Genomic DNA, 25,580 nt, shown 5'->3' on the forward strand with positions numbered 1-25,580 from the left:
AGGCTCGGTCCATGATCCTCGATATCGCCCGGGTGCGGGCCGGCTACCCCGCCCTAGCCGACGGCTTTGTGCACTTCGACGGGGCCGGCGGCACCCAGCCGGCCGAGCCGGTGATCGCCGCGATCGGCGGGGCGATGCGCACGGCGGTGTCCAACCGCGGGACCGCGCACGAGCCGTCCCGCCGGTCCGGGGAGATCGTGGCGGCGGCCCGGTCGGCGGTCGCTGACCTGGTCGGCGGCGATCCGGCCGGGGTGGTGTTCGGGCCGAGCGCCACCGCGCTGACCTATCTGGTGGCGCGCACGCTGGCGCAGGGCTGGGGCCCGGGCGACGAGGTAGTGGTGTCGCGGCTCGACCACGACGCCAACGTCCGGCCGTGGGTGCAGGCCGCGGCGGCGACCGGAGCGACCGTACGGTGGGCTGATGTCGACCTGGAAAGCGGCGAGCTCCCGGTCGCGCAGTATGAGGATCTGATCGGTCCGCGCACGCGGCTGGTGGCGGTGACCGCGGCCAGCAACGCCATCGGGACCATGCCGTCGGTCCGGGACATCGCCGACCTCGCGCATGCGGCCGATGCTTACGTGTACGTGGACGGCGTGCACGCCACCGCGCACCGGCCGACCGACGTGGGGGCCCTCGGCGCCGACTTCTACGTGACCAGCGCCTACAAATGGTCCGGCCCGCACTACTCGGCCGCCATCGCCGACCCGGCCGTCTGGGAGCCCCTGCGCCCGGCGAAGCTGATCCCCTCGCCTGAAGTGGTGCCGGACCGGTTCGAGTACGGCACGCTGAGCTTCGAGCTGCTCGCCGGCATCACCGCCGCGGTCGACTACCTGGCCACCCTGGCCGACTTCACCTCGGCCCAGCCGCTCGGTCAAAGGCCCGGCCCGGCCGCACCGGGTGACCGCCCCGCCGGGGTGCCGGCCGGCGTCGCCGCGCCCGGTGACCGGCGCGCTCGGGTGCTGGCCGGGATGGCGGCGGCGACCGACCACGAGGACGCGCTGCTCGATCGGCTGCTGGCCGGGCTCGCCGCCATCGACGGCGTGACGATCTGCCCGGCCGGGGCCGACCGCTGCCCGACGGTCTCGTTCCGCCTCGGCGGCCAGGCCCCGGCCGAGACCGCCCGCATCCTCGGCGACCAGGGCATCTGCGTCTCGCACGGCGACTATTACGCGGTCGAGTACTTCGAGGCGGCGAGGCTTCGCGCGGACGGCGGCGCGGTGCGCGCGAGCCTCTACCACTACAACACCGCGGACGAGGTGGACCTCCTCCTTCAGGCGCTCGGCAGGATCTCGATGTAGCCGTCCCCGCCGTGCACGCGGATCCGCTCGCCGTCGGCGATCAGCCGGGTCGCGTCGGCCACGCCGACCACGGCCGGCAGGCCGTACTCGCGGGCGATCACCGCGCCGTGCGTCATCTGGCCGCCCACCTCGGTCACCAGCCCGGCGACCGCGACGAACAGCGGCGACCAGCTGGGGTCGGTATAGGCGGTGACCAGGATGTCGCCCTCCTCGAGGTCGGCCTCCGCCATGTCGAGGATGACGCGGGCCCGGCCCTCGACGGTGCCGGCCGAGACCGGCAGGCCGGCCAGCGCGCCGGGCGGCAGATCGTCGCGCCGGTACGAACCGCGGATCGCCTCGCCCTCGGAGGTGAGCACCTGCGGCGGCTTGAGCGCTTGGTAGGACCGGAAAGCGTCCTTGCGTCGCTGGATGAGCTGCTCGTCGAATTGGCCGGCGCGCAGTTCCTCGAACGTTAGGTAGAAGATGTCTTCCTTCTCGCCGATCGGCAGGCGTTCCGCCTCGGCCAGCAGCGCCTGCTTGTAGACGAAGTAGCGGGCGATGATGCCGTACTTCGGGTACTCCCGATAGCCGATGAAATTCCGGAGACGCTCGATTACCCGTACGGTCTCCTCTGCTTTTTGATCGCCACCCGGCAGCGACCGCAAGCGTTGCAGGACCTCTTGCCGTTTGTTCTCGGCCGCCTGGCGGCCCTCCTCGAAGCGTCGCTCGGCGGCGCCCGGCTCGAAAAGCTTGATGTTGTCGAGGATCAGCGGTACGAGGGTGGTCGGGCGCTCGCTCCAGCGCGGCCGGGTGATGTCGATTTCGCCGGCGCAGCGCATGCCGTATTTGCCGAGGTACGCCTCGATGGCGTCGCGCGCCTCGGTGCCGCCGGCGAGCTTCGGCAATTCGTCCAGGAAGCTCTCGTCCTCGACGCCCTGCAGGAACGCGACCACCTCGGGGAAGGGGCGGATCACGTCGGCGACATCGAGCAGCTCCAGCCCCATCTCGGAGGTGATGTTGTTCGGGGCGGAAAGCGTGAGCGTGTCGGCGGCGTTCTTCTCGCCCAGCCATTCCTGGAGGTGGTCATTGAGCCACCAGGTGGCCTCCATGCCGGCCATGATCGCCTGCATGCTCAGCGGATCGGTGAGCACCCGCTTGTGCTCCTCGAAGGCCTCCACCAGGTAGTCGAAAAGCGCCGGCCCGGTTTTGCCGGCGATTTCACGCTTGAGGGCGGCCAGGGAGGTCTGGCTGCGCTCGATCAGCTGGGCCACGATGGCGGGATCGGGGTCAGCCGGCTTTCCTGGATTTGCCGGTATTCCTTGCCGCGGCGTTGTGTCCGGAGGGATCTCGCGGATGAAGCCGCGGTCGAGAACTGTTTCCAGCGCGTCCCGGATCAATGGATCGCCGCGGCCGATCATCTCCAGGAAGCCGGGGCGGATCGCCGGGGAGGCCAGCTGCCTGGTGCTGTCGACGAACAACCGTCCGCCCGCCTCCACGAACTTCGCCATCGCGGTCAGCTTCCACATGGAGAGGCCGAGGGGTTTCATGGCGTCGGTCATCATCTGCTGATGACCGACCGAGAGATAGACGTGGTTCTCTCCGTCGGCGCTCTCCGGGATCGGGAACAGCGTCGTGATCGGGCGGCTCTGCACGATCGCGAAGCCGTCGTCGGCAAGGCACCACTCGATGTCTTGCGGGCGGCCGAAATGCGCCTCGATCCTTGTGGCGAGCCGGACGAGATCGACGACCTGCTCGTCCGTGAGCGCGGGCTCTTCTTGGATTGCTTTCACGACTCGCGTCCCGCCACCTTGCACCGGCTGAATGCTCAACTGCTTGGCGGCGATCGCCCGGGCGACGATCTCGCCGTCGCGCACTTTGTAGACGTCCGGGTTGACCAGGCCGGAGACCAGCGCCTCGCCGAGGCCGAAACCCGCGTCCACCGTGGCCACGTGGCGATTTCCGGTGACCGGGTCGGCGGTGAACAAGATGCCGGATGCGCGTGGGAACACCATCTGCTGGACCACGACGGCCATCTGGACCTTCCGGTGGTCGATGCCGTTTCGCTCGCGGTAGATCACCGCGCGCTCGGTGAACAGCGACGCCCAGCATTTGCGAATGTGCTCGAGGACCGATTCCGGGCCCACGACATTCAGATAGGTGTCCTGCTGGCCCGCGAAAGATGCGGTCGGCAGGTCCTCGGCGGTCGCGCTGGACCGGACGGCGTACGCGACATTTTCCTCAGTTGCTTCCTTGATGGCGGCCGCCAGATCGTCGGGAATCGTGGCCTGTTCGATCGCCTCCCGATCGGGCGCTTCCGCCAGGACTCGCTGGAAGGCAGCGGTCGTAATGCAAAAACCAGGCGGCACGCGTACGCCTTCGACGCGCGACAGTTCGCCGAGGTTCGCTCCCTTGCCGCCGACCAGCGCGACCTGTGTCTGGTCGACGTCCCGAAGGTCCAGCACGTACTGCCCGGTCATGAAGATCCCCCATATCCGCAGGTCGTGGCTTCGATGGACGATTCTGCGCTATGACACCGGTCTTGCCGCAAGCCACCCTGTGCGTTATACCTTGAGGTGGGAGGAAGTGGCACCCTGATGTCGAAGCGGCGCTGGCTGGCAGCTGTGGTGCTCGGCCTGGTCGCCCTCGGCTGCGCCCGGCCAGGCGCGGGTGACGGTGACACTTCACCGCTCCCATCATCTTCGCCTCCCCTCTCGCCTTCCCTCGCGCCATCTTTCTCGCAGCGTGCCCTGCCGCCTCCCGGCGATGGGGCGCCGCACCAGGCTGAGAACAACGGCTGGAAGCAGCGGCACGAGCTCACCGCCGAGGAGCAGCGCGCCGGCGACGCCCTCGCGGCCCGCATCCGCCCGAAGCTCGCCGCCCTGCGCACCGCCGGCGACTTCACCCCGGCCTCCACCCGCCAGGCCCTGCTCGGGCTCGGCCTGGCGCCGGACGACGTGGCGGTCACCCCGATGCGTACGCCGCTCGACGCGGCGGCTCCTCCACCGGGCGCGGTCTTCGCCGTGCGCTTCCCCGACGCCGGCTGCGTGATCGGGGATGTCCGGCCTTCGCGCCTCCTGGTCGAGGTCACCGGGGCGGGCGCCGAGTTCGGCTGCCTTGAGCCGTACACACATTAAGGGTTCCGATATATCTTCGCAGCCGATACATTGATGGCGTGGAGACACCGCTGCGCGAACCCACGTTCCTGATCCTCACCGCCCTGGCCGGGGAGCCGTTGCACGGCTACGGCTTGATCGCCGAGGTGGCCCGGCTGTCCGGCGGCCGCGTGTCGCTGCGGCCCGGCACGCTCTACGGCTCACTCGACCGGCTGGTCGACGCCGGGCTGGTCGCCGTCGAGCGGGAAGAGGTGGTGGACGGCCGGCTGCGCCGCTACTACCGGCTCTCCGATTCCGGCGGTGACCTGCTAGCCGAGGAGACCGAGCGGATGCGCGCCAATGTGGAGGCCGCGACCAGGCGGTTGAACGCCCGCCTCCGGCTCACTGGGGGGATCGCGTGACCGACCTGGAACGCCGCTACCTGCGACTGGTCCGGCTCTTGTACCCGGCCCGCTACGGTCGCGAGCGCGGCTCGGAGATAGTCGGCACGTACCTGGCGCTGGCCGCCCCCGGCCGGCGGTGGCCGTCCCCCGCCGACGTGACCGATCTGGCCGCCGGCGGCTGGCGGGAACGTCTGCGCGCGGCCGGCGCCACCGGGATCGGCCCGGGCATCCGGCTGGCCGGCACGCTGGCTCTGCTGACCGCGACCGCTCTGGCCGCCGGCTGGACCGTCGTGGAGGCCCAGTGGGTGACGGAGTTCGAGGTTCCGCCGCTCGGCCTGGTGGTGTGGGTGGCGTGGCTGCTGGCCGCGGTCGTGCACGCGCTGTCTCCGGGCCGTTGGACGCGCTTCGCGATCGGTGTCGCGCTCACCCTCACCGTCGCCGTCGTGCCGCTCGCCCCCGTCATCGGCGCGTTCCGGCCCCCGCTGTACGTGCTGCTTCCCCAAGCCGCCCTGGGCCTCGTAGCGCTCGGCGTCCCTCGCCGTCCACCGTTGTGGCTGCGGCTCGCACCGCTGGCCGGCGCCGCCGCGCTGCTGCCCGCAATGGCGAGCATCCTGCACGGCAGCGCGCTCAGCACTTATTACGGCCAGTCCCCCGGCTCCGCCGGCCAGGCCCTACCCGCCATCGGCCTGGCGCTCCTGCTGGTCACGTTGCTGCTCGCCGCCGGCTTGGCGCTGCGCAACGACTTCCGCGGCGCCTGGGCGCTGCTGCTCCTACTAGGCCCGATCGGCATGTTGTCACTGCACTCCCTGGCCGGCGAACTGGCCGTCCAGCTCTACGGCGGCGGCCCGAACGCCTCCTGGTCGACACTGCTCGCGTCGGCGGTCGCCGTCGCCGTGATCGCGTCGACCCTCGTGCCCCTCGCCCTGCTGGCGGCTTCCTCGCGCGCCACCGCCTCCTCGGGCCCCGCCGCCTCCTCGCGCGCCGCCTCCTCGGGTCCCGCCGCCTCCTCGGGCCCGGCCGCCTCTTCGAGCGCCGCCGCTTCCTCGCCCGCTGAGCGCTGCCCCTCCTGCGGCTCGATCACCGGGCGACAGCCCTGACCGGCTGCCGGAGGATCGTGCGCTGCTTCTCGGGCGCGACCCTGCGGAAGTCACTGAGGTAGATCTCGTGGTGCTTGCCGGCCATCCGAAGCCCTTGGCCTGGAATGAGCTCGTCGTGCAGCCGCGCGAGCACGCCCGCCTCGTCATCGAAGGACCCGACGTGCAGGGTCTGCACGCACCGCCCCTCGGAGAGCGTCTCCAGCCGGACGTTCTTCGCCCCGGCCCGCTCGACAGCCGCCGCACACATGTCTTCGCCGATCCACTCGGGAACCATCAGCATGAGCGTCCAGTCCCACCGCGACTTGTTCCGAGCCCCGGTGAAAGACTCCATGTCGTCGGCCCACCACAGCCCCTCCAGCGGCGGAACGACGTAGTCGCGCTCGAGGTCGATCTTGCTCGCGAACTTCATCTTGTACGCCACCGGGTAGAGCGCCTCGACCGCCCGCGTGAACAGAGGCGACGTATTCGGATCGCCGTGGCCGTCAACCATCAGATACCGCGTGTCCGGCACATCGAGGATCCGGAACTCCCCTCGCCGCGCCCGGTAGGTGTCGAGGTCCTTCTTGAAGTCGGTCTTGCTCGTCATCGGGCGCGCCCCTTTGCTCAGCAGTCGTCCTCGTGCCAGCGGCCGTCTTCGCGTACCCAGGGTTCGCTGTCCTGGTCGATGGCCTTGACCGAGTAGGTGTAGGTGACCCGGGCGAGGTCGCCGGAGACCGCGGCGGAGAAGGTCTTGATCGGTAGCGCACTGCCGTATTCCTGCTTGGCGAAGTCGACAATGGTGGTGAAGGCGGCCGGCGTGATGCGCTTGCGGCATCGCCGTGACAGCAGCCCATAGGCGGTTTTGCCGTCGCCGGTGAGGTAGGCGTCGCTGTAGGCCTGGACTGATGCCTTGAGGTCGTCGTGGTCCGTGGTGGCAGCCGCCGCCGGCGAGGTGCCGGTAGGGGTGGCGGGGCTTCCCGCGGCGGCGCTGGTCACGTCCGGGGCCGGCGCGGGAGTCGTGCCGTCGCAGCCGGCCGTCAGCACACAGGCGGCAGCCGCCACGACGATCTTGTTACGCATCCGGCCATGGTGCGCGATCGATCAGCGTGAATGTCGTGCGGGTCGCCGCGGACTGTGTGCGGCCGGCGTTGGGTGGCCGGTAGGTTTCAAGGTGCGGGCTGGGCCGGGCCGTCGGGGGTGTCGCGGATCGAGCGCAGGAGGACCCGGGACACATCGACGACCTGGAGCTCGTCAGGGGCCTTGCCCTGCTGCTTCCGGACGGCGGTGCCGTCGGTGAGCATGACTATGCAGAACGGGCACGCCGCGGTGATCAGCTCGGCGCCGGTCTCGATTGCCTCGTCGGTTCGGGTCTCGTTGATGCGGGTGCCGATCGTCTCCTCCATCCACATGCGGGCGCCGCCCGCGCCGCAGCAGAACGACGTCTCGCGGTTGCGGGGCATCTCGTTGAGGCGTACGCCGGGGACGCCGGCCAGGATCTCGCGGGGCGGGCTGAAGACGCGGTTGTGACGACCGAGGTAGCACGGGTCGTGGTAGGTCACCGCGGCGTCGACGGGGCGCACCGGGACCAGCTTGTTCTCGGCTACCAGGCGGGAGAGCAGCTGGGTGTGGTGCAGGACCTCGTAGTCGCCGCCCAGTTGTTTGTATTCGTTGCCCAGCGCGTTGAAGCAGTGCGCGCAGGTGACCACGATCCGCTTCGCGCCGGCGGCGTCCAGGGTTTCGACGTTCTGCTTGGCCAGCTCCTGGAACAGCAGCTCCTGGCCCAGGCGGCGGGCGGCGTCGCCGGTGCAGGTCTCGGCGCCGCCCAGCACCATGAACTGGACGCCGGCCTCGTTCAGCAGCTCGGCGACGGCGCGGGTGGTCTTCTTGGCGTTCTCGTCGAGCGCGCCGGCGCAGCCGACCCACAGCAGATAGTCGACGTCGTCGGGGAGCGTCTGGCCGTCGTCCAGGACGCGCACCTCGAAGGGGAGGCCGGTCATCCACTCCAGGCGCGCCTGCGCGCCCCGGCCCCACGGGTCGCCGCTGCGTTCCAGGTTGCGCAGCAGCGTGTGGGCCTCCTTGGGGAACTGCGACTCGATCAGGACCTGGTAGCGGCGCATGTCGACGATGTGGTCGACGTGCTCGATGTCGACGGGACACTGCTCGACGCAGGCGCCGCAGGTGACGCAGGACCACAGGACGTCCGGGTCGATCACCCCGCCCTCGTCGACCGGGCCGACCAGCGAGCGCTCGGCCTCGGCGAGCACGTCCTTGTGCATCGCCGCTCGCTGCTCGTCCGAGTCGGCCAGCAGGTACGGCGCCTTGGCCATGGCGTGATCCCGCAAGCTCATGATCAGCAGCTTGGGGCTGAGCGGCTTGCCGGTGTTCCAGGCCGGGCACTGCGACTGGCAGCGGCCGCACTCGGTGCAGGTGCCGAAGTCGAGCAGGCCCTTCCAGGTGAAGTCCTCGATCACCCCGCGGCCGATCTTGTCGTCCTCGCCGGGGTCCTCGAAGTCGACCTCCTTGCCGCCGGAATACACCGGGAGCAGCGCGCCCAGCGCCCGCGGGCGGCGGGAGAACGCCACGTTGAGCGGCGCCAGGAAGATGTGCAGGTGCTTGGAGTAGAGGACCAGGACCAGGAACCCCAGCACGACGCCCAGCGACAGGAGCAGGCCGACCGTCTCGAACACGTCGTTGGCCGTGCGCCCGGCCGGCGCCAGGATCCGGGCCACCCACTCGGAAGCGAACGCTCCCCGGTCGTACGGGAAATTGCCGGTGTTGATCTGTGCTCCTCGGTAGAGAAGCAGGGTCCACATCACGTTGAAGATCATGAAGAGGACGAGCCAGGCGGGTCCCAGATGCGAGCCGTAGAACCGGGACCGGCGGCCCTCGCGCTCGGGGCTCTGGGTCAGGCGCAGGACCGCGAAGACAGCCAGGCCGCAGAGCACCGCCACGATGAAGAGGTCCTCGAGGAACCCCAGCCAGGCCTGCGTGCCGATGATCGGGATGTGGAAGTCGCGCTGGAACAGCGCGCCGAAGCCCTCCACGATCGTGGCGAGCAGGATCGTGAATCCCCAGAAGACGGCGAAGTGCGCCGCGCCGGGCACGCTCCACTTCAGGAGCTTGCGTTGCCCGAGGACCTCGGTTGCCACGGCCTCGGAACGTTTGCCCACGCCGCTCGTGCGGCCCGGCTCCACCGGCTGGCCGGTGCGCGCCAGCCGGTAGAGCATGAACGCACGGCGACCGGCCACGGCGAACACGACCAGCGTGATCGCCAGGCCGAGCACGAGTCGCACGACCACTCTTATGCCTCCGGAATCATGGGTAGGGCCCGGCGCCGCTCGATCTCGGCGAGCAGCTCCGGGACGATTTCGTGCACGTCGCCGACGGCGCCGAGGTCGGACAGCTGGAAGATCGGCGCTTGCGGGTCGCTGTCGATCGCCACGACCGTGGTGGCGCCGTGCATGCCGGCGCGGTGCCGTAACGACCCGGAGATGCCCAGGGCCAGGTAGAGGCTGGGGTGGACGATCTTGCCGACCTGGTCGACCTGCATCTCCGGCGGGCACCAGCCCTGCTCGGCGGCGGCGTGCGATCCGGCGGGCACCCCGTCGAGCGCCGCGGCCAGCCGCTTGACCAGCTCGAACCCCTCGGGGGAGCCGACGCCGCGGCCGCCGGCGACGATGACCGCGGCGGTGGACAAATCTTTGGGCTTGGCGCGGGCGACCTGGCGTACGGCGCGCACGCCATCAGGAAAGGACATGCGCACCGGGGTGATCGCCGGTTCGGTGGGCGACAGGGTGATGGTGACCTCCTCGGTGCGCACCGCGAGGACCGGGACGCCACGCACCACGCTGGACTCGACCAGGTAGGCGCCGCCCTGCACGGACTGCACGGCGATCGGGCCGTCGGGGCCGGGCGTCACGTCGATGACGTCGTTGAGGAAGCCGGAGTCCAGGCGGACGGCGACGCGGCCGGCGATCTCCAGGCCGTCGCGGCCGGAGGCGATCAGGATGGCGGCGGGCGGGTTCTGGCGGGCCAGGTGGACCAGGAGCTCGACGCGGGCGGCCACCGGGTGTTCATCGAGCTCTGGGGCCGATGAAGAGTAGATCTTGGCGGCGCCGTATCGTCCCAGCGCTTTACTGGCCGCCTTGCCGCCCGCGACCGCGGCGGGGGCGCCGATTCGCCGAGCCAGAGTGAGCAGCGCGCAGGTGGCGCGGGTCTTGCCCGGCCCGGCCAGCACCAGGACCTCCGCCATCCGCGCCTCCGATCTCGGCCTAGAGGAACTGGCGCTCGGCCAGGAAGTCGGCGAGGCGGATCGCCACGCTGGTCGGGTCGCCCATGGCGAGCGCGTCCCGCCGGTCGCCCGGCCGGGGCGTCGCCCCCCGCACCACGGACGCCGAGCCGAGCAGGCCGACCTCGGCCGGGTCGATGCCGAGCGTCGCGAGGGTCCAGACGGCGATCGGCTTGTCGCGGGCGTCGAGGCGGGACACGTACCGCGGGTAGCGCGGCTCGCCGCACCGCTCGGTCACCGACACCACCAGCGGCGGCGCCGCGACGAACACCCGCCGGTCGCCGCAGCCGTCGTCGCGGTGGATCTCCACCTTGCGCTCGCGCACCACCAGCCGGTCGGCGAAGCAGAGGGCCGGCACGCCCAGCCGCTCGGCGACCATGGCCGGCACCGCCGACATGCCCGAGTCGGCCGACGCGGACCCGCACAGCACCAGGTCGAACCCGATGCGGGCGACGGCGGCGGCGAGCACCCGCGAGGTGACCAGCGCGTCGGAGCCGTGCAGCGCCTCGTCGCGGATGTGGACCGCCATGTCGGCGCCGAGCACCAGCGCGGTGCGCAGGGCCGCCACCGCGCCGGGCGGCCCCATGGTGACCGCGGTGATCTGGACGTCGCGCCGCCGCACGGCGACTCGCAGGCTCTGATCGACGGCGCACCAGTCGGCGGCGTTGAGCGCGGCCCGGCCGGCGTCGCGGATCACGGTGAGGTCGGACGCGAACGACAGGCCGGCGTCCGTGGACGGCACCTGCTTGACGAGCACCACGATCCGCATCGCGTGGACCTCCCGGGGGCTGAACGCGAGTTTAGGACGATCGTTGTCGATCTGGCCAGAGCCGCCGCGCGCTCAGGACGGCTCGTCCGGAGCGGGGACCGCGACCGGCACTTCGGCGATGCGCAGCCGCGCGCAGCCGTACGGCACGAGCCGGATGTCGTGCATCGGGAGCAGCGCGGTGACGGGGCTGTCCGGCAGCCGGCCGGCGGAGGCGCCGTCGAGCTTCCACTCGGGCAGCGGCGCGCCCTTCGCGTGAACGACCAGAGGTGCGCCGGCGGCGGTGAATGGGACCTCGCCGGGTGGGCGGCGCTCGACCCGCCATCCGCCGGGGCCGCGGCCCTCGTCGAGCCAGAGGCCGAAGTTCCACCAGGCGCGCGGGGTGACCTCCCATTCGGCGAGGCCGGGCGCGTCCGGCACCGGCCGCCAGTTCTCGCCGACGGCGAGCGCGAGCACGAGTGGGCCGAGCCGCAGCCCGACCGCGCCGCGGTCGCGAGGGACGACGCGTACGGCCATCGGCAGGCGCAAGAGCACCTCGTCGCCGGGTCGCCAGGCGCGGTCGACGGTGACGTACCCGTGCTCGTCCGGCGTAGCGGGAACGGCTTCACCCCGTACGGTCAAGGAAGGCTTGTCGCACCAGGACGGGATCCGGAGCCGCAGCGGGAAGGCGGCACTGGCGTCGACGACGATGCGGATGTCCTCCTCGAACGGGTACTCGGTGCGGACCTCGAGCCGGACGTCCTGGCCGGGCAGCCGGGTGGTGACCGTGCAGGGGGCGTACGCGACGACGGCGAGCCCGTCGTCGGGGGTGCGCATCCACAGCGAACGGGCCAGCTTGGGCCAGCCCTGATGCAGGTTGGCGGTGCAGCACCCGAAATGCGGCTCGAGCCCGAAGATGTTGGCGTCGTCGCCGCTGAACGTCCAGTCGCGCCGCGCCACGCTGGCCATGACCTGATTGGCCTGCTGGTGGTACTGGTGGGCGAGCATCCGGGGGTCGCAGCTCGACGGCAGCAGGTTGAACGCGACCTGTTCGAGCAGGTCGCCGTACCGGCCGTCGCCGAAGATCCGGGCCGTCTGCTCGAGGGTGAACATCAGCTCGACCACCTGGCAGGTCTCGACGCCGTGGTGCGGGTCGCGGCCGCCGAGCCACTCGTCGCCGGAGAACACGCCGTGGACCAGGCCGTGCAGCCGGTCGAGCGCGGCCAGCATCTCCGGCGTCTCGGCGCGGTGGGCCTCGTCGCCGTCGACGAGGAAGCTCACGGCCGGGGTCTTGAGGCCCATCGCCACATTCACGCCGTGGGTGAGATGGCTGAAGGTGCGGGCCGGTTCGCCGGTGAGGTCCCGGGTGACGAAGGTGTGCCAGTCGGCGGTCTGCGCGAGCAGCAGCCGGGCCAGCTCGAGCAGGTCGTCGTCGCCGGTGCGCTCGTGCAGCCACAGCACCGAGAGGACGTTGTCGGCGCCGCGGACGCGCCCCCAGTCCGACAACGGCCGGCCGGGCAGGTGGCGCAGCTGGTAGCGGAAGTAGCGTTCCAGGAAGGGCGCGACCCGGGGGTCGCCGGTGGCGTCGGCGTGCTGGACGAGCACCTTCAGGGCGACCATCCGCGGCCACCAGTCGTCGTTGCTCTCCGGGCCGAACTGGCCGTCCGGCCGCTGGCTGCCCAGAACCGACTCGACCCACTTGCGGGCCTTGGCCTGCAGGGCCGGATCGTCGAGGACGTACGCGAGGGGGAGCAGGCCGTCCTGGTGGTACGGCCCGCGTTCCCAGTCCTCGCCGTGACCGCCGAGCCAGGCGCTGTCCGGGCCGACGTCCGGCCAGATGTCGTCGAGCTGGCCGGTCAGCCCGGCGGCCTGCAGCCGGAGCTGGTTCAGCAGCCAGCCGGACGGCCGGATCTGGCCGGGCGGCAGTTCGGACAGCGCGGGGGGTGCGGCGGTCACGTCGACCGTCCTTTCTTCAGGGGTGTGCTACTGGCGGGTGAGGCGGACGGCGTCGAGGGACAGCCATTGGCCTCCGCTGCCGGTGGAGTAGACGCCGACGGTCAGCTGTCCGTTGGCGACCGGGATGCCGGGGATCACGACCCGGCGCCAGTTCGGCCAGCCCGTCGCCGGGATCGGCGCGGTCAGCTCGGGGCCGGACGCCGAGTAGTCCTTGGCGCTCAGGTAGGCGCCGACCTGCCCGCCGCCGCCGACCGCCTGAGCGGTCAGCGTGTAGGTGCCGTTGGCGAGGCCGGTGATGGTCTGGCTGGTGTAGACCTGGTACGCGGTCGCCCGGTACTGGGTGAGGCGGTAGCCGCCGTCGAAGCCGCCGGTCTCGACATAATCCGCGTCGGCGTCGCCCCACGTGCTCCAGGCAGACGGCGTCCCGGTCTCGAAGCCCGCGTTCGGCACGCCGACGACCTGTTCGGCGGCATACACGGGCGCCGGCGCGGTGGAGAGATCGGCGTAGTCGAGCTCGACGTACCCGGCGTTGCGTTGCAGGCGGATGGTGTTGGCGCCGGCTGCCAGCGTCACGGGCAGGTACTGAAGGTCGCTGGCGAAGGTGCCCCAGGCCTCGGTCCGCGGGAACGGGGCGGTGAACTTCTTGGCGCCGTTGACGAGCACGTCCATCGTGCCCGCGGTCGTCCCGGCGCTGGCGTAGCCGACCGCGAGCCGGTACTCGCCGGCGGCCGGCACGTTCACCGCGAACTGCACGCCGTCGCCGGCGTTGTCGAGGCCGCCGACATAGCCGCCGCCGGAGGCGCTCGAAGCGGTGCGCGCTTGCCCTCCCGTACGCGTCGCCGCTTCTGCCTCGTAGCGCGTGGTGGAAACACTCGCGATCTGTCGCACGGCGATGTTGTCGATGGCGGCGAAGCCGGTCGCGCCGGGCGGCAGATGCAGGCCGGCCTCGGCGGTGGTGCCGGTCGGCGTGAACTCGATCGTGCGGCTGACCCACTGCTGGTTGGTGTGCGCGTAGGTGCCGATGGCCGAGGTGTGCAGCTCGGTTCCGCCGTACCCGGCGACGTACAGGCGGGCGGCCTGATCGCCCTGGACGAAGGCGCTCAGCCGGTACCGGGCGCCGGGCTGCAGGCCGCGCAGCGTGGTGGACAGCTTCACCTGCGGCACGTCGGCGTCGGTGAAGACGGTGCCCTTCCACGCGCCCGACTGGGCGGTGCCGTTGCTCTCGGCGAAGGCGTTGGGGCTGCCCGGGTCGGCGCCGGGAGTCCACCTCGTCCAGTTGGCGAGCGTGCCCTGCTCGAAGTCGTAGTTGTCGACCAGCACCGCCGACTCGGGCGCGACGGTCTGGGTCTGGATGTGGAACGCGGTCGCGTCGGTGGTCCCGCCGCGGGCCGTCACCTGGGCGGCGGTGTTCGACTCGTACAGCGAGACGATGCTGTCCCAGGTCTGTGCGGCCGGATAGTTGTTCTTGATGTTCGGCGGGAAGCCGGTGGTGAGGTCGTTGACGTACTGGCCGGCGCCGTTGCGGTAGATCTTGTCTTTGAACTGCTGCGGCGTCCCGGCCATGCCCTTGACGATGCCCATCAGCCCGGCTGCGGCCGACGCCGTGCAGTCCGCGTCGTTGCCGATCAGCGACGCGATCCGCAGCGTGGTGAGGTAGTCGTTGCCGCCGTAGAGGATCGCGAGCACGGTCGAGCCGTTGTTGCGGTCCGGGATGGCCATGACGTTGTCCTGGCCGTAGACGTTGCGGACGAAGCTCATCAGCTGGCCCTGGGCCCACCGCCAGTCGGCGCCGTTCTGCTCGTGCAGGGCCACGGCCTTCTGATAGACCTGGTACGGCCAGCCGTCGCGCGGCAGGACCGCCGAGGCCTGCGCCAGCGCGTCGCGCGCGTCGGTGAGGAAATACGCCTGCGAGTACGCGGTCGCGAGGAACTTCGCCCACACCACCGAGTCGAACTCGCCGGTGACCGACCCGAACCGATCCGCCAGGTCCCGCGCGGTCGCCGGCATGCCGGGAGCGACCAGGCCGAGGGTGTCGTTCTCGATGTACGGCTCGGTGAGCCAGTAGTGCCGGTTGAACTCGGCCCGGCCGGTCAGCGGCGGGATCAGGCCGTCGTCGCGCATGGCGGCGTTGGCGATGTCGCCCGGCCCCCAGTCGCCGACGTCGTGCGCGACCCACTCGTCGCGGATCGCCTGGTTGCCGGCGTCCGGCCCGTGCTCGGCGAGGATCAGCTGATCGAAGAAGTCGATGTGGTAGTCGTCGTCGCTGCCGGTCTGGTCGGCGGTGAAGTGCGGCGCGCCGAGCCGGTCGTAGCCGGGATAGCCGTTCGGGGTCCAGCACGAGGCCGGGGCGTCCCCGGAGTACGGGCCGGCGGCGGGCGCGAAGCAGGCGTCGGTCGGCTCGGGGGACTGGCTCTTGTACTCGTACCCGGTCAGCACGCCGCCGACCTGGCCGAGGATCGCGGCGAGGGTCTTGTCGCGGTAGGTGGCGCGGTTGAGGGTGACGGTCGCGGCCGACGCGGCGGCGGCGGGCACGGCCACGCCGGCGGCGACCATCAGGAGGACGGGTAGGGATCTCGCGAATCTGCGCATGGGAACCTCGGGGAGTCAGTTCAGGAATTTGTCGGCGTACTCCTGCGCGTCCCGCAGAACCTCGGCGACGCGGTCGGGGGCGTCGTCGAGCGTGCCGTCGACGACCGTGAGCGTGGGGATGACGCCTTCGCGGACCGGCAGCCGCCAGTGCGCGTTGTAGCCGGCCTCGTGGCAGCCGGTCGACCCGTAGGCGGGGTCACCGAGGCACACGTGCCCGAACGACCGGTTGCTCGCGGTGAACAGCTCCGGGGCGGGCTGGTCGTGGAAGGTCGGCACGGTGTCGCGGTGCCCGGTCTGCACCAGTGGGATGATGCCGCCGAGCGCGTCGAACCAGCCCTCGCCGGCGATCAGCAGGTCGGGGCAGCGGTCCCGGATCTGCTCGACCAGCAGCCGCAGCCCTTCGGTGGTGCTGCCGCGCGGGTCGTTGTTGTACATCGCGGAGATGTCGAGGAACGCCGCGTCGAAGCCGTACTCCTCGCGAAGGCCGACGATCTGCTCGGCGAGATGGGTACGCCAGGGCGCGTACGCCGGGTTGATGAGCGCGCCCCAGCCGTGGTCGAAGTGGCGGGAGGCGTCCCAGTCCACCGAGCCGATCGGGGCGTGGCCGCTCGCGTTGAGCAAGCGGCCCGGTTCGGCCCACTGCTCGAAGCCGGGCAGGTCGCGGGAGGCCACGTTGGCGCCGAACATCGGCATCACGCGGGCGCCGAGCTGGTGCGCGCCGTCGATCAGGCGGCGGAACCCGGCCGCGCCACCGAGTCGTTCGTCCACATCGAACCGGCCGTACCAGCGGTAGTAGCGGCCCTCCCACCCGGGCAGGTAGGCGAGGATGTGCCGCGGGTCGATCCGCTCGGCGAGCCGGCGGATGGTGTCGAGCATGGCGTCGTAGTCGAGGAAGACCCGGCCGGTGAAGTGCATGCCGTTGAGGCTCAGCACCAGCGCGGTCCGTCGTAGCCAGGCCGGGACATCGCTGCGCTCGTCCCATTTTTCCAAGGCATATGCCGTACGGGTGTGAGCGGTGTGCTCGGCCAGGACGGCGTCCAGCTTCGCGACTCGCCGCAGCTCCCATACGGGTACGGCGAAGGTGGTGCTGGGCGTGGTCGCGTCGGCGTCGGTGATCAGCTCGAATTCGCACGTGGCGGGATCGCCGAAGTGCGGGACGACGGCGAAGCGCCGGCTGTGCACCTGCTCGTCCTCGGCGCGCGCGACGGTGATCGTGCCGTCCGGGCGGCGCAGGCCGAGCAGCGGGGTGGCGAGGTCGAACCACCCGTCCGGGTAGCGCACCACCCGGCCGGTGGCGGGCACCGGCAGGTCCCCCTCGCGCAGCGCGGTGACGTCGCCAGTGGGCTGGTCGTGCAGGACCAGCGCGACGCAGCGCACGCCGTCCGGGTGGCGCGCGTCGATCCGTACGCGAACCAGGTCTTGATCTTGATCTTGGGTGATGCGGACGGTGACCTGCCCCGGGCCGGTCAGCTGACCGCCGGCCCAGGACAGCTCGCCGCAGGTGATCGTCGTGGTGTCGCCCTCGACGGTCTGCTCGATCGCCTCGGGGAAGAGGCCGTAGACGTTCTCGCCGGTGTGCACCCGCACGCTGATCGGGCCGAGGGAGGTGCCGAACCGCGGGTGCGGCCACCGGAAGCTCAGGTCCTGCATGGTTGTCTCCCTGGTTTTCAGGAGGCCAGGCGGCTGGAGAAGCCGTCGTTGCCCTTGGTGATCGCCTGCTGCGGGTTGCCGGTGAAGACCCAGTCGCGGACGAACTGGAGGTACGGGCCGGTCGGGTCGATGAACAGCGAGTTGTACTTCGCGGTGACCGGGACCTTCGCCGTGGCGATCAGCTTGTTGGCCGCGAGCAGCCGGGGCTCGGCCTGCGTGGCGGGGTTGTCGGCGTCGTCGGAGCGGACCGTCAGCTGCCCGGTCTTGGCGACCACGGTCTTCTGCACCTCGTCGCTCATGCTCCAGGCGATGAAGTCCCACGCGGTCTTGGCGTTCTTGGCGCCCTTGGAGATGCCGATGACGTCGCCGCCGAGGAAGGACGCCGAGCCGGAGGTGCCGGGGATGGCGGTGACGCCGAAGTCGAGGCCCTTCTGGCCCTTGAAGACGCTGATCGCGAAGCTGCCCAGCGCGATCATGCCGATCTTGCCGGACTGGAAGCCGTTGAGCCAGGTCGCGCCGTTGTCGTCCTTGGCGCCCGCGGGCATGAGCTTCTCGTCCCACAGGGTCTTGTGCAGGTTCAGCGCGGCGGCGACGGCCGGGTCGTCGAGCGTGGCCTTGGTGCCATCTTGGTTCATGATGTCGCCGCCGCTGGCCCAGATGTAGGGCAGCAGGGTGTACGCGTTGCAGCCGGCGCAGTTGCCGGCGAAGGTGAAGCCGTAGTTGCCGCCGCCGAGCGCGGTGATCTTGCGGGCCGCGGTGAGGACGTCGTCGGCGCTGGCCGGCGGCTTCTCCGGGTCGAGGCCGGCCTTCTGGAACAGCTGCTTGTTGTAGTACAGCATCGAGACGTCGAGCTGGTGCGGCAGCGCGTAGATCTTTCCGCCCACCGTGCTGATCCCCACGCCGGCCGGGGCGATCGCGTCCTTGTAGGACAGCGCGTTCACCTGGCCGGTGATGTCGGTCAGCAGGCCCTGGGAGGTCAGCGCCTTCACGTTGGCGATGTCGACGGCGGCGAGGTCGGGCGCGTCGCCGCTGCGGACCGCCTGCACGTACTTCTGGACGTACTGCGCGTCCGGGACGGTCAGCATGGTGATTTTGCGGTCGGGGTTCTGCTGGTTCCAGGCCTCGACCAGGGCCTTGTCCATCGGCTCGTCGGCGGCGCGGACCCAGAGGGTGGCCGGGCCGTTGCCGGTGAGCTCGGCGGGTTTGGTTTCCGTTGCTGGGCCGGTGTTGCTGCAGGCGGCGAGGGCGAGGACGGTCAGCGGGACAACCCACCTAATTCGGGCAGACACGGGTGCTCCTTTTTGCTTTTTGCGAAGGGGGAGATTCAGCCTTTGACCGCGCCGCCGGTGAGGCCGGCGACGTAGTAGCGCTGGAGGATCAGGAAGATCACGATGCAGGGCACGGCGGCGAAGACGGCTCCGGTCTCCAGCACGCCCCAGTTGAGCGTGCCGCCCCCGCCGGTCTGCAGGTTGGCCAGGACGACCGGCAGGGTGTACTGCTCCTGCCGGGTGGTGAAGATCAGCGCCGCGAGGAACTCGTTCCAGGCCGTGAAGAACGCGTACAGCGCGACCGTCGCGATGCCCGGCGTCACCATCGGTGCGAGCACCCGGACCAGGGTCGTCATCGAGCCGGCGCCGTCGACGAAGGCGGCCTCCTCGATGGCGGCCGGCACGCTCGCGAAGGCGGCCCGCATGGTGAAGACGCCGAACGGGAGCGCGAAGACCGTGTAGAGCAGGACCAGCCCGACCTTCGAGTTGGTCAGGTGCAGGGTGTCGAGGATGACGTACAGCGACGGCACGATCGACTGGAACGGGATCATCAGGGTGGACAGGATGACGACGAAGAGCAGGCCCCGGCCGCGGAACTGGAAGCGGGCGAAGCCATAGCCGGCCAGCACCGCGATTACCGTGGCGATGACGACCGTGCCGGCCGTGACCAGCGCGCTGTTCGCCACGTTGGTCCAGAGTCCGGCGTCGAGCAGGCGGCGGTAGTTCTCGAGGCTGAAATGCGACGGCAGGTAGGTCGGCGGGGACTGGGCGAACTCCGCGCCGGTCTTGAACGAGGACAGCACCAGCCACCCGAGCGGGGCGACGAAGAGCAGCGCCACGAGCGCCCAGACGGCGTAGGCGGCCTTTCTCGGCAGGCTCACGAGTCCTCCCGGGTGCGCGTGATGGCCAGCTGCACGGTGGTCAGGACGAGCAGGATGACCATCAGGGCGATCGACAGCGCGGCCGAGTAGCCGAGGTTGAAGTCGATGAAGCCGGCCCGGTAGATCAGATAGACAACCGGGATCGTGCTGTTGTCCGGGCCGCCCTGGGTGAGGATGAAGAACTGGTCGAAGGCGAGATAGCTGCCGATGACCGTCAGCACCAGCACCATGCCGATCGTCGGGCGCAGCAGCGGCAGCGTGATCGAGAAGAGCGTCCGGGCCCGCTTCGCGCCGTCGACCTGCGCCGCCTCGTAGTAGTCCTTCGAGATCGCCTGCATGCCCGACATCAGCAGCAGCATCGTCAGGCCGACCGTCTTCCAGACCACCAGGACCACCACCACGGCCAGCGCGGACGAGTAGTGGCTGAACACCGACACGCTGCCGTGCGCCAGGCCCAGACGCCGCAGCAGGTCGGGGATCACGCCGATGCGGTCGTCGAGCAGCCAGAGCGTCAGGTAGCTCGCCGTCGCGAAGCCGATGACCACGGGCATGACGAACGCCGTCCGCAGCAGGCCGACCCCGCGTCGCCGGCGCCGGACCGCCGACGCCAGCGCGAACCCGACGACGAACAGCACCGCCGTGACGATGACCGTGTAGATCGTGGTGAAGACCAGGCTGTGGTGGAAGGTCGTGTCGCCGAGCAGCCGCCGGTAGTTCGCGAACCCCACGTACGTCCGCTGTCCGAGCAGCGACCAGTCGTAGAAGCTCATCGTCGCCGTGACGATCACCGGAACGATGAACATCCCCACCACGAGCAGCACCGCCGGTGCCACGAAGAGCAGCCCCATGCGCTGACGGCGCCTCCGCGGACCAGTCACGTTCGCCTCCCTCCCCTCGGTGATCGAGTTACGTAATCGTTTTCGTAACTCGGCACGTTACAGGCGCGCGTCCGGCCTGTGTCAAGGACTTTCTGATATTGTCTAGGCCCGAACGGGGTTACGTAACCGATTAGGGAGAACAGGTGCAGGGCTCGAGGACACGGGTCACGATCCGTGACGTGGCGCGGGCGGCCGGGGTCTCCACCGCCACCGTGTCGAAGGTGCTCAACGAGCGTCCCGACGTCGGCGACGAGGTGCGCCGGCGGGTCCACGAGACGATCACGCGCCTGGGCTACCGGCCCAACGCCGTCGCGCGCGGCCTGCGCGCGCTGCACACCAACACGATCGCCATCCTCACCGACGACCTCGAGGGCATCTTCACCAACGCGCTGATGCGCGGGGTCGAGGACGCCGCCTCCGCGTACGATGTGTCGGTCTTGCTGGCCAACAGCTACGGCGACCCCGAGCGCGAGCGCACCCACCTGCGGCGCCTGCTCGACCGCCAGGTCGACGGCCTGATCATCATGTCCGGCAACCGGGTGCGTTCCCGCTCCGGCCCCGCGCTGCCGCTACCGGGCGTGCCCTACGTCTTCCTGTACGAGTACGGCACGTCCGAGCCCGTGCCCAGCGTCCTGCCCGACGACCGCGGCGGCGCCGTGCTCGCCGCCCAGCACCTCATCGACATCGGCCGCCGCCGCGTCGCTTTCATCAACGGCCCGGCGTCCTGGGACGCCACCGGCGAGCGCCTCGAGGGCCTGCGCGCCACTATGGAGGCCGCCGGCCGCCACCTCGATCCCGCGCTAGTGCGTCACTCTCCGTCGTGGTCGCCGGAGGACGGCTACGCCCTGGCCGAGGCCATGCTTCCGGAGCGGCCGGACGCCCTTTTCTGCGCCAGCGACGATCTCGCCACCGGCGCGATGGCCGCGATCCACGAGCACGGCTTGAGCATTCCCGGCGACATCGCGGTCGTCGGTTTTGACGACCGCTCGCTCGCCGTCCATCAGCGGCCGCCGCTGACCACGGTCGCGCTGCCCCTGCTCGAGATGGGGCGGACTGCCGGCCAGCTCGTCCTCGACGCGGTCAACGGGGCGGATCAGCGGCAGGAGATCATCCGCATTCCCTGTTCGCTCAAGGTGCGCGCCTCGACCGTTCCGGTTATTTAGGAAGGACCGCCTCGATGGCGGTGACCACCGACTCGTCCTCGGGCTCGGTGCGGGGGCCGAAGCGCACGACCGTGCCGTCCGGGGTGACCAGGAACTTCTCGAAGTTCCAGCGGATGTCGCCGGTGTAGCCCTCGGCGTCCGGCACGGTCACCAGCTCGGCGTACAGGGGGTGGCGGTTGTCGCCGTTGACCTCGATCTTCTCGGTCAGCGGGAAGGTCACGCCGTAGGTGGCCGAGCAGAACTCGGCGATCTCGTCGGCGGTGCCGGGCTCCTGGCCGCCGAACTGGTTGCAGGGGACGCCGAGGACGGTGAAGCCGCGGTCGGCGTACCGCTCCTGCAGGCGCTCGAGGCCGTTGTACTGCGGGGTGAGGCCACACTTGGAGGCCACGTTCACCACGAGGGTGGCGACGCCCGGCTTGGGGCCGAGCTGCGCGGAGGGATCGGTCCCGCCGGGGATGGTCGTTTCGAAAATGGTCATGAAGATCAGATTACTGCTCCGGCGTTTACCGCAAATCGCGGTGGATATGAATGCCGTCGTGGAGAGCGGGAGATTGATCGCGGAGCGTTATCGGCTGGTGACGCCGCTGGGCCGGGGTGGCATGTCGGTGGTCTGGCGGGCGACCGACGAGCTGCTGGGCCGTCCGGTGGCGGTCAAGGTGCTCTCCTGGCAACTCGCCCGCGATGAGGCGCGCATCGCGGCCCGCTTGCGGCACCCCGGCATCGTGACGGTCTTCGACTGCGGCGAGCTCCCCGGGTCTTACTCGTACGTCGTGATGGAGCTGGTCGACGGCTGCTCGCTCGCCGATCGACTGGCCGCCGGCCCGCTGCCCTGGCCGGAGGCGGTGACCGTGGGCGCCCGGGTGGCGGCCGCGCTCGCCGCCGCGCACGCCGACGGCATCGTCCACCGCGACGTGAAACCCGCGAATGTCATGGTCACCTCGGGCGGCGTGAAGCTGGTCGATTTCGGCATCTCCGCCACCGTGGGCGACCTCGACGGCCCCAGCGGCGAGCTGCTCGGCACGCCCGCCTACCTCGCGCCCGAACGGATCGAGGGGAGCCCGGTGCGTCCCGCGACCGACGTGTACGCGCTGGGCCTGCTGCTCTACGTCGCGATCGCCGGCAAGATGCCATGGGACGCGTCGACCGCCACGCAGATGGTGAAGGCTCACGTCTACGCGGATCCGGCGCCGCTGCCGCGCGTGCCTGGGCTCCCGCCCGAGGTCGCCCGGATCCTGTCGCGCTGCCTGGCGAAACGGCCGGGTGACCGCCCCTCCGCGGCCGAGGTGCAGCGAACCCTCGGTGAAACGGCCGACGCCAGGACCACCGTGACCCTGCGGCTGGCCCGGATGAGTGGCCGGCGGCGCGCCACGACCGGTGTCGCCGCCGGCGTCACGGCCCTGCTGCTGGCCGCCGGCGGCGGGTGGTGGCTGCACGACGGCGTGAACGAGCCCGCCGGTGCCACTGCGCCGAGACCTCAGCAACCGGCAACCGGCCAGACGGGGACTCCCCGGCCCTCGACAACCGGCGGCAAAATCGAGGTCGTCGTCGCCCGAAGCGAGGCGAAGCCCGCGGCCGCGCCGGCTGCACCCGCCAAGGCGAAGGCGCCGGCCGCTCCCGCGAAGGCGGAGGCGGAGGCGAAGGCGCCGGCCGCTCCCGCGAAGGCGAAGGACAAGGCCAAGGGGAAGGCGAAGGGCAAGCCGCCCAAGGCCAAATGAGGCGGTCATCCACGGCGCCGTTGTCGTTCGCCGCCCGCCGGATCGCGTCGTGCCCCGACGGGGTCCCGTGGAACCCGGTGGTTCCCGCAGCGCCGCGCCCACCACCAGCTCGGCCTCCGCGCCCTCCCCGTAGCTCGGCGCCAGATCGAGCATGCTGATCCCGCCGTCGATCGCGGCGTGCACCGTGGCCACCGACTCGTCCCGGCCGGTGCTTCCCCACACCCCGCCGATGCCGCCCCCGCCGAGCGTGAGCGCGCTGACCCGCCCGAGCCGCCCGAATTCCCGCTGCTCCACTGGATGCCTGCGCTCCACCTCAAGGGCGGTTGTGCCTCAAGTCACGGCCCGGGCCGCCGATGAGGCAGCCGTGATCGGTCGCCAGCGGCAGGTGATAGCGCTCGTCGTGCTGTGCCTCGCGTTCGGCGTACCGGTCATTGCTCTGTCCGGCACGCCCGCCGCCACCTACACGCAGCTGGGCAGCAGCGCCCTCGCCTGCGCGGCCGCCGCCCTCTGCGCCGCCGCGGCACGGCGGGCCACAGGCGGCACGCGCGGCGGCTGGGCGCTGGTCGCCGCCGGCTGTCTGAGCTGGGGCGTGGGCAACTTCTACTGGTCGTGGAACGAGCTGGTCGTCCGCGCCGAGGTGCTGTTCCCCTCGTACGCGGACGCCGGCTACCTCCTGTTTCCGCTGCTGGGCGCCGTCGGGCTCTGGTTGATCTCGGGCTGGTCCTCGGTCGGCACCCGTCTCACCGTGCTGCTCGACGGCATGATCGCCGGTAGCGCGCTGTTCGTGGTCGGCTGGGTGCTCACCGTACGGTCGGTCTGGCGGGCCGGCGCGGACTCGCCGTTCGCGTTCGTGGTGTCGATGGCCTACCCGATCAGCGACATCGTGCTGGCCACCATCGCGGTGCTGCTGGCCGCACGGACCCGCCGCGGCGGTCGCGGCGTCGTCCTGCTGCTCGTTCTCGGCCTGGCCGGCATGGCCACCTCGGACGTGCTGTTCGCGCTGGACACGTCGGCCGGCTCGTACTACACCGGGCAACCCTCGGACGCCGGCTGGTTCATCGCCTTCTCGGCGTGCGGGGCGGCCGGCTGGCTGGCAACACGGCGGCCGATGGTGCTGAACGACACCGGCCTGACCACCCGGCGGCAGATCCTGCTCCCGTACGTGCCGTTCGGGCTGGCGGTCGTCGTCGCGGCCGGGCAGACGGTGGCCGGGCTGGGACCCAGGGTGGACACGGCCGAGGCGGTCGCGCTGCTGGCCGGGATGATCCTGATCCTGCTGCGGCAGCTGTCGACGCTGCTGCACAACTCGACGCTCGCGCGGCGCCTGGAGCATCAGGCGTACCACGACCCGCTGACCGGGCTCGGCAACCGCGCGCTGTTCGTCGAGCGCCTGGAGGTCGCGCTGGCGGCGGGTATGCCGGCGGCGGTCGTCTACCTGGACCTCGACGACTTCAAAATGATCAACGACTCGCTCGGGCACGACGCCGGCGACGCCGTGCTGCGGACCGTCGGCGACCGGTTGCGGGCCTGCTTCGGCGAGCCGGACACCGTCGCGCGGCTCGGCGGCGACGAGTTCGCCGTGCTCACCGGCCGGGTCGACGGGTTGCCGGAGCAAGCGGAGCGGCTGCTGGCCGGGTTGCGCGAGCCGTTCGAGGCGGGCGCGCGCACGGTCCCGATCAGCGCCAGCGTCGGCATCGCCGTCGCGGACGGCTCGACCCGCCCGGAGGATCTCCGCAAGAACGTCGACCTCGCGATGTACGCCGCCAAGGGGCGGGGCAAGAACACTTACGCGTTGTTCGAGCCCTCCATGCGCGAGGGCTTCGACCGCGAGCTGACGTTGCGCGGCGAGCTGCGCCGGGCGCTGGCGGACGACGCGCTGCACGTCGTGTACCAGCCGATCGCCGGACTCCGCGTCCGCCGGGTGACCGGGGTGGAGGCGCTGGCCCGCTGGGACCACCCGCAGCTCGGCTCGGTGCCGCCGGACGTGTTCATCCCGGTTGCCGAGCGGGCCGAGCTGATCGGCGAGCTGGGCGTGCTGGTGCTGCGGCGGGCCTGCGCGGAGTTCGCGGCCTGGGCCGGCGCGCCCGGCCGGTACCTGTCGGTGAACGTCTCACCGCTGCAGTTGATCGACCCGCGATTCCCCGGCCAGGTGGCCGCCGCGCTGGCCGAGGCCGGGTTGCAACCACGCCAACTGGTTCTCGAGGTGACCGAGAACGTCCTGGCCGACGAGTCCGAGGTGATCGGCACGCTGACGCGGCTGCGCGCCACCGGCGTCCGGGTCGCGATCGACGACTTCGGGACCGGCTACGCGTCACTGCGCTATCTGCATCGGTTCCCGGCCGACATCGTCAAGATCGATCGATCGTACGTGCATGAAGTCGCCCGCGACCCGGCAGCCAAGCGGATCCTGGGCACGCTGTGGCAGCTCTTCGACGCAGTGGGCCTGACCGCGGTGGCCGAGGGCATCGAGGACGAGGCCCAGACGGCGATGCTGATCGAGCTGGGCTGCGACCTGGGCCAGGGCTTCCACCTCGGCCGGCCGGCCCCGCTGGCCGCGAACTCCTTTCTGGAGAATGCTCCGCTCCTGCGCTGACGGCG

20 protein-coding genes and 1 pseudogene are annotated in these 25,580 nt (G+C 70.9%); 7 read left to right on the forward strand and 14 right to left on the reverse strand.

What is annotated here, in order from left to right; all coding sequences use genetic code 11:
- The first annotated feature begins 11 nt into the window (after positions 1-11).
- A complete protein-coding gene (locus ACQPZX_RS33550) occupies positions 12-1,298 on the forward strand; it encodes a cysteine desulfurase-like protein (protein WP_433364208.1) in 1,287 nt (428 codons plus the stop codon).
- Here the strand turns inward: ACQPZX_RS33550 and rph are convergent.
- On the reverse strand, positions 1,271-3,754 hold the full coding sequence (rph, locus tag ACQPZX_RS33555; protein WP_433364211.1) for a rifamycin-inactivating phosphotransferase: 2,484 nt from the start codon (positions 3,752-3,754) through the stop codon (positions 1,271-1,273). The genes ACQPZX_RS33550 and rph overlap by 28 nt on opposite strands.
- 117 nt (positions 3,755-3,871) lie before the next feature.
- Between rph and ACQPZX_RS33560 the strand changes: the two genes are divergently transcribed.
- From ACQPZX_RS33560 to ACQPZX_RS33570, 3 genes are read left to right on the forward strand one after another with little or no spacing between them, the layout of a single operon-like run.
- A complete protein-coding gene (locus ACQPZX_RS33560) occupies positions 3,872-4,411 on the forward strand; it encodes a DUF6993 domain-containing protein (protein ID WP_433364214.1) in 540 nt (179 codons plus the stop codon).
- A gap of 38 nt (positions 4,412-4,449) precedes the next feature.
- Complete coding sequence (locus tag ACQPZX_RS33565) at positions 4,450-4,791, forward strand: PadR family transcriptional regulator (protein WP_433364217.1); 342 nt, start codon at positions 4,450-4,452, stop codon at positions 4,789-4,791.
- Positions 4,788-5,870, forward strand: coding sequence for a hypothetical protein (locus ACQPZX_RS33570; protein WP_433364220.1), 1,083 nt, complete (start codon positions 4,788-4,790; stop codon positions 5,868-5,870). Before ACQPZX_RS33565 ends, ACQPZX_RS33570 begins: the two co-directional genes overlap by 4 nt.
- On the opposite strand, the gene ACQPZX_RS33575 is transcribed toward ACQPZX_RS33570, so the two are convergent.
- The 11 genes from ACQPZX_RS33575 to ACQPZX_RS33625 form a co-directional block, all read right to left on the reverse strand.
- The gene (locus ACQPZX_RS33575; RefSeq protein WP_433364223.1) at positions 5,851-6,456 is read right to left on the reverse strand and encodes a GyrI-like domain-containing protein; all 606 of its coding nucleotides are present in this window, start codon (positions 6,454-6,456) and stop codon (positions 5,851-5,853) included. The two genes, ACQPZX_RS33570 and ACQPZX_RS33575, sit on opposite strands and share 20 nt — an antisense overlap.
- 17 nt (positions 6,457-6,473) lie before the next feature.
- Positions 6,474-6,929 carry a hypothetical protein gene (locus ACQPZX_RS33580; RefSeq protein ID WP_433364225.1) on the reverse strand — a complete coding sequence of 152 codons (456 nt, stop codon included), beginning with the start codon at positions 6,927-6,929 and terminating at the stop codon, positions 6,474-6,476.
- A gap of 86 nt (positions 6,930-7,015) precedes the next feature.
- Complete coding sequence (locus ACQPZX_RS33585) at positions 7,016-9,148, reverse strand: (Fe-S)-binding protein (RefSeq protein ID WP_433364228.1); 2,133 nt, start codon at positions 9,146-9,148, stop codon at positions 7,016-7,018.
- A 2-nt stretch (positions 9,149-9,150) separates the two neighbouring features.
- Complete coding sequence (locus tag ACQPZX_RS33590; RefSeq protein WP_433364231.1) at positions 9,151-10,101, reverse strand: electron transfer flavoprotein subunit alpha/FixB family protein; 951 nt, start codon at positions 10,099-10,101, stop codon at positions 9,151-9,153.
- 19 nt (positions 10,102-10,120) lie between these two features.
- Positions 10,121-10,906: an electron transfer flavoprotein subunit beta/FixA family protein gene (locus ACQPZX_RS33595; RefSeq protein ID WP_433364234.1), complete on the reverse strand. Its 786-nt coding sequence runs from the start codon at positions 10,904-10,906 to the stop codon at positions 10,121-10,123.
- Positions 10,907-10,978: 72 nt separating this feature from the next.
- Positions 10,979-12,838, reverse strand: a complete 1,860-nt coding sequence (locus ACQPZX_RS33600) for a beta-L-arabinofuranosidase domain-containing protein (protein WP_433364236.1) — start codon at positions 12,836-12,838, stop codon at positions 10,979-10,981.
- 27 nt (positions 12,839-12,865) lie between these two features.
- Positions 12,866-15,427 (reverse strand): CBM35 domain-containing protein, encoded by a 2,562-nt coding sequence (locus ACQPZX_RS33605; protein WP_433364239.1) that lies wholly within the window; start codon positions 15,425-15,427, stop codon positions 12,866-12,868.
- Positions 15,428-15,442: 15 nt separating this feature from the next.
- Entirely contained in the window at positions 15,443-17,077 is a 1,635-nt protein-coding gene (locus tag ACQPZX_RS33610) for a hypothetical protein (protein ID WP_433364242.1), read from the reverse strand.
- A gap of 17 nt (positions 17,078-17,094) precedes the next feature.
- Positions 17,095-18,366, reverse strand: a complete 1,272-nt coding sequence (locus ACQPZX_RS33615; RefSeq protein ID WP_433364244.1) for an ABC transporter substrate-binding protein — start codon at positions 18,364-18,366, stop codon at positions 17,095-17,097.
- Between the two features lie 35 nt (positions 18,367-18,401).
- Positions 18,402-19,226, reverse strand: a complete 825-nt coding sequence (locus ACQPZX_RS33620) for a carbohydrate ABC transporter permease (RefSeq protein ID WP_433364247.1) — start codon at positions 19,224-19,226, stop codon at positions 18,402-18,404.
- Positions 19,223-20,104 carry a carbohydrate ABC transporter permease gene (locus tag ACQPZX_RS33625; RefSeq protein ID WP_433364250.1) on the reverse strand — a complete coding sequence of 294 codons (882 nt, stop codon included), beginning with the start codon at positions 20,102-20,104 and terminating at the stop codon, positions 19,223-19,225. The genes ACQPZX_RS33620 and ACQPZX_RS33625 overlap by 4 nt, the downstream gene beginning before the upstream one ends.
- A 143-nt stretch (positions 20,105-20,247) precedes the next feature.
- On the opposite strand from ACQPZX_RS33625, the gene ACQPZX_RS33630 reads away from it, so the two are divergent.
- Positions 20,248-21,267, forward strand: a complete 1,020-nt coding sequence (locus tag ACQPZX_RS33630) for a LacI family DNA-binding transcriptional regulator (protein WP_433364253.1) — start codon at positions 20,248-20,250, stop codon at positions 21,265-21,267.
- Here the strand turns inward: ACQPZX_RS33630 and ACQPZX_RS33635 are convergent.
- Positions 21,260-21,745, reverse strand: a complete 486-nt coding sequence (locus ACQPZX_RS33635; RefSeq protein WP_433364256.1) for a glutathione peroxidase — start codon at positions 21,743-21,745, stop codon at positions 21,260-21,262. The two genes, ACQPZX_RS33630 and ACQPZX_RS33635, sit on opposite strands and share 8 nt — an antisense overlap.
- Before the next feature lie 58 nt (positions 21,746-21,803).
- Between ACQPZX_RS33635 and ACQPZX_RS33640 the strand changes: the two genes are divergently transcribed.
- Positions 21,804-22,982 carry a serine/threonine-protein kinase gene (locus ACQPZX_RS33640; RefSeq protein ID WP_433364259.1) on the forward strand — a complete coding sequence of 393 codons (1,179 nt, stop codon included), beginning with the start codon at positions 21,804-21,806 and terminating at the stop codon, positions 22,980-22,982.
- 129 nt (positions 22,983-23,111) lie between these two features.
- On the opposite strand, the pseudogene ACQPZX_RS33645 reads toward ACQPZX_RS33640, so the two are convergent.
- Positions 23,112-23,294 (reverse strand): annotated as a pseudogene (locus ACQPZX_RS33645) (aldo/keto reductase); the annotation flags it as partial.
- Positions 23,295-23,346: 52 nt separating this feature from the next.
- Between ACQPZX_RS33645 and ACQPZX_RS33650 the strand changes: the two are divergent.
- On the forward strand, positions 23,347-25,575 hold the full coding sequence (locus ACQPZX_RS33650) for a putative bifunctional diguanylate cyclase/phosphodiesterase (protein ID WP_433364262.1): 2,229 nt from the start codon (positions 23,347-23,349) through the stop codon (positions 25,573-25,575).
- Positions 25,576-25,580 lie beyond the last annotated feature (5 nt).

The organism is Actinoplanes sp. CA-142083, from assembly GCF_050942195.1.
Taxonomy (GTDB): domain Bacteria; phylum Actinomycetota; class Actinomycetes; order Mycobacteriales; family Micromonosporaceae; genus Actinoplanes.

Coding starts and splice junctions, on each gene's coding strand:
- ACQPZX_RS33635 (WP_433364256.1), bottom strand. CDS start 21,745: ATGACCATTTTCGAAACGACCATCCCCGGCGGGACCGATCCCTCCGCG.
- ACQPZX_RS33610 (WP_433364242.1), bottom strand. CDS start 17,077: ATGCAGGACCTGAGCTTCCGGTGGCCGCACCCGCGGTTCGGCACCTCC.
- ACQPZX_RS33605 (WP_433364239.1), bottom strand. CDS start 15,427: ATGCGCAGATTCGCGAGATCCCTACCCGTCCTCCTGATGGTCGCCGCC.
- rph (WP_433364211.1), bottom strand. CDS start 3,754: ATGACCGGGCAGTACGTGCTGGACCTTCGGGACGTCGACCAGACACAG.
- ACQPZX_RS33595 (WP_433364234.1), bottom strand. CDS start 10,906: ATGCGGATCGTGGTGCTCGTCAAGCAGGTGCCGTCCACGGACGCCGGC.
- ACQPZX_RS33575 (WP_433364223.1), bottom strand. CDS start 6,456: ATGACGAGCAAGACCGACTTCAAGAAGGACCTCGACACCTACCGGGCG.
- ACQPZX_RS33550 (WP_433364208.1), top strand. CDS start 12: ATGATCCTCGATATCGCCCGGGTGCGGGCCGGCTACCCCGCCCTAGCC.
- ACQPZX_RS33560 (WP_433364214.1), top strand. CDS start 3,872: ATGTCGAAGCGGCGCTGGCTGGCAGCTGTGGTGCTCGGCCTGGTCGCC.
- ACQPZX_RS33590 (WP_433364231.1), bottom strand. CDS start 10,101: ATGGCGGAGGTCCTGGTGCTGGCCGGGCCGGGCAAGACCCGCGCCACC.
- ACQPZX_RS33580 (WP_433364225.1), bottom strand. CDS start 6,929: ATGCGTAACAAGATCGTCGTGGCGGCTGCCGCCTGTGTGCTGACGGCC.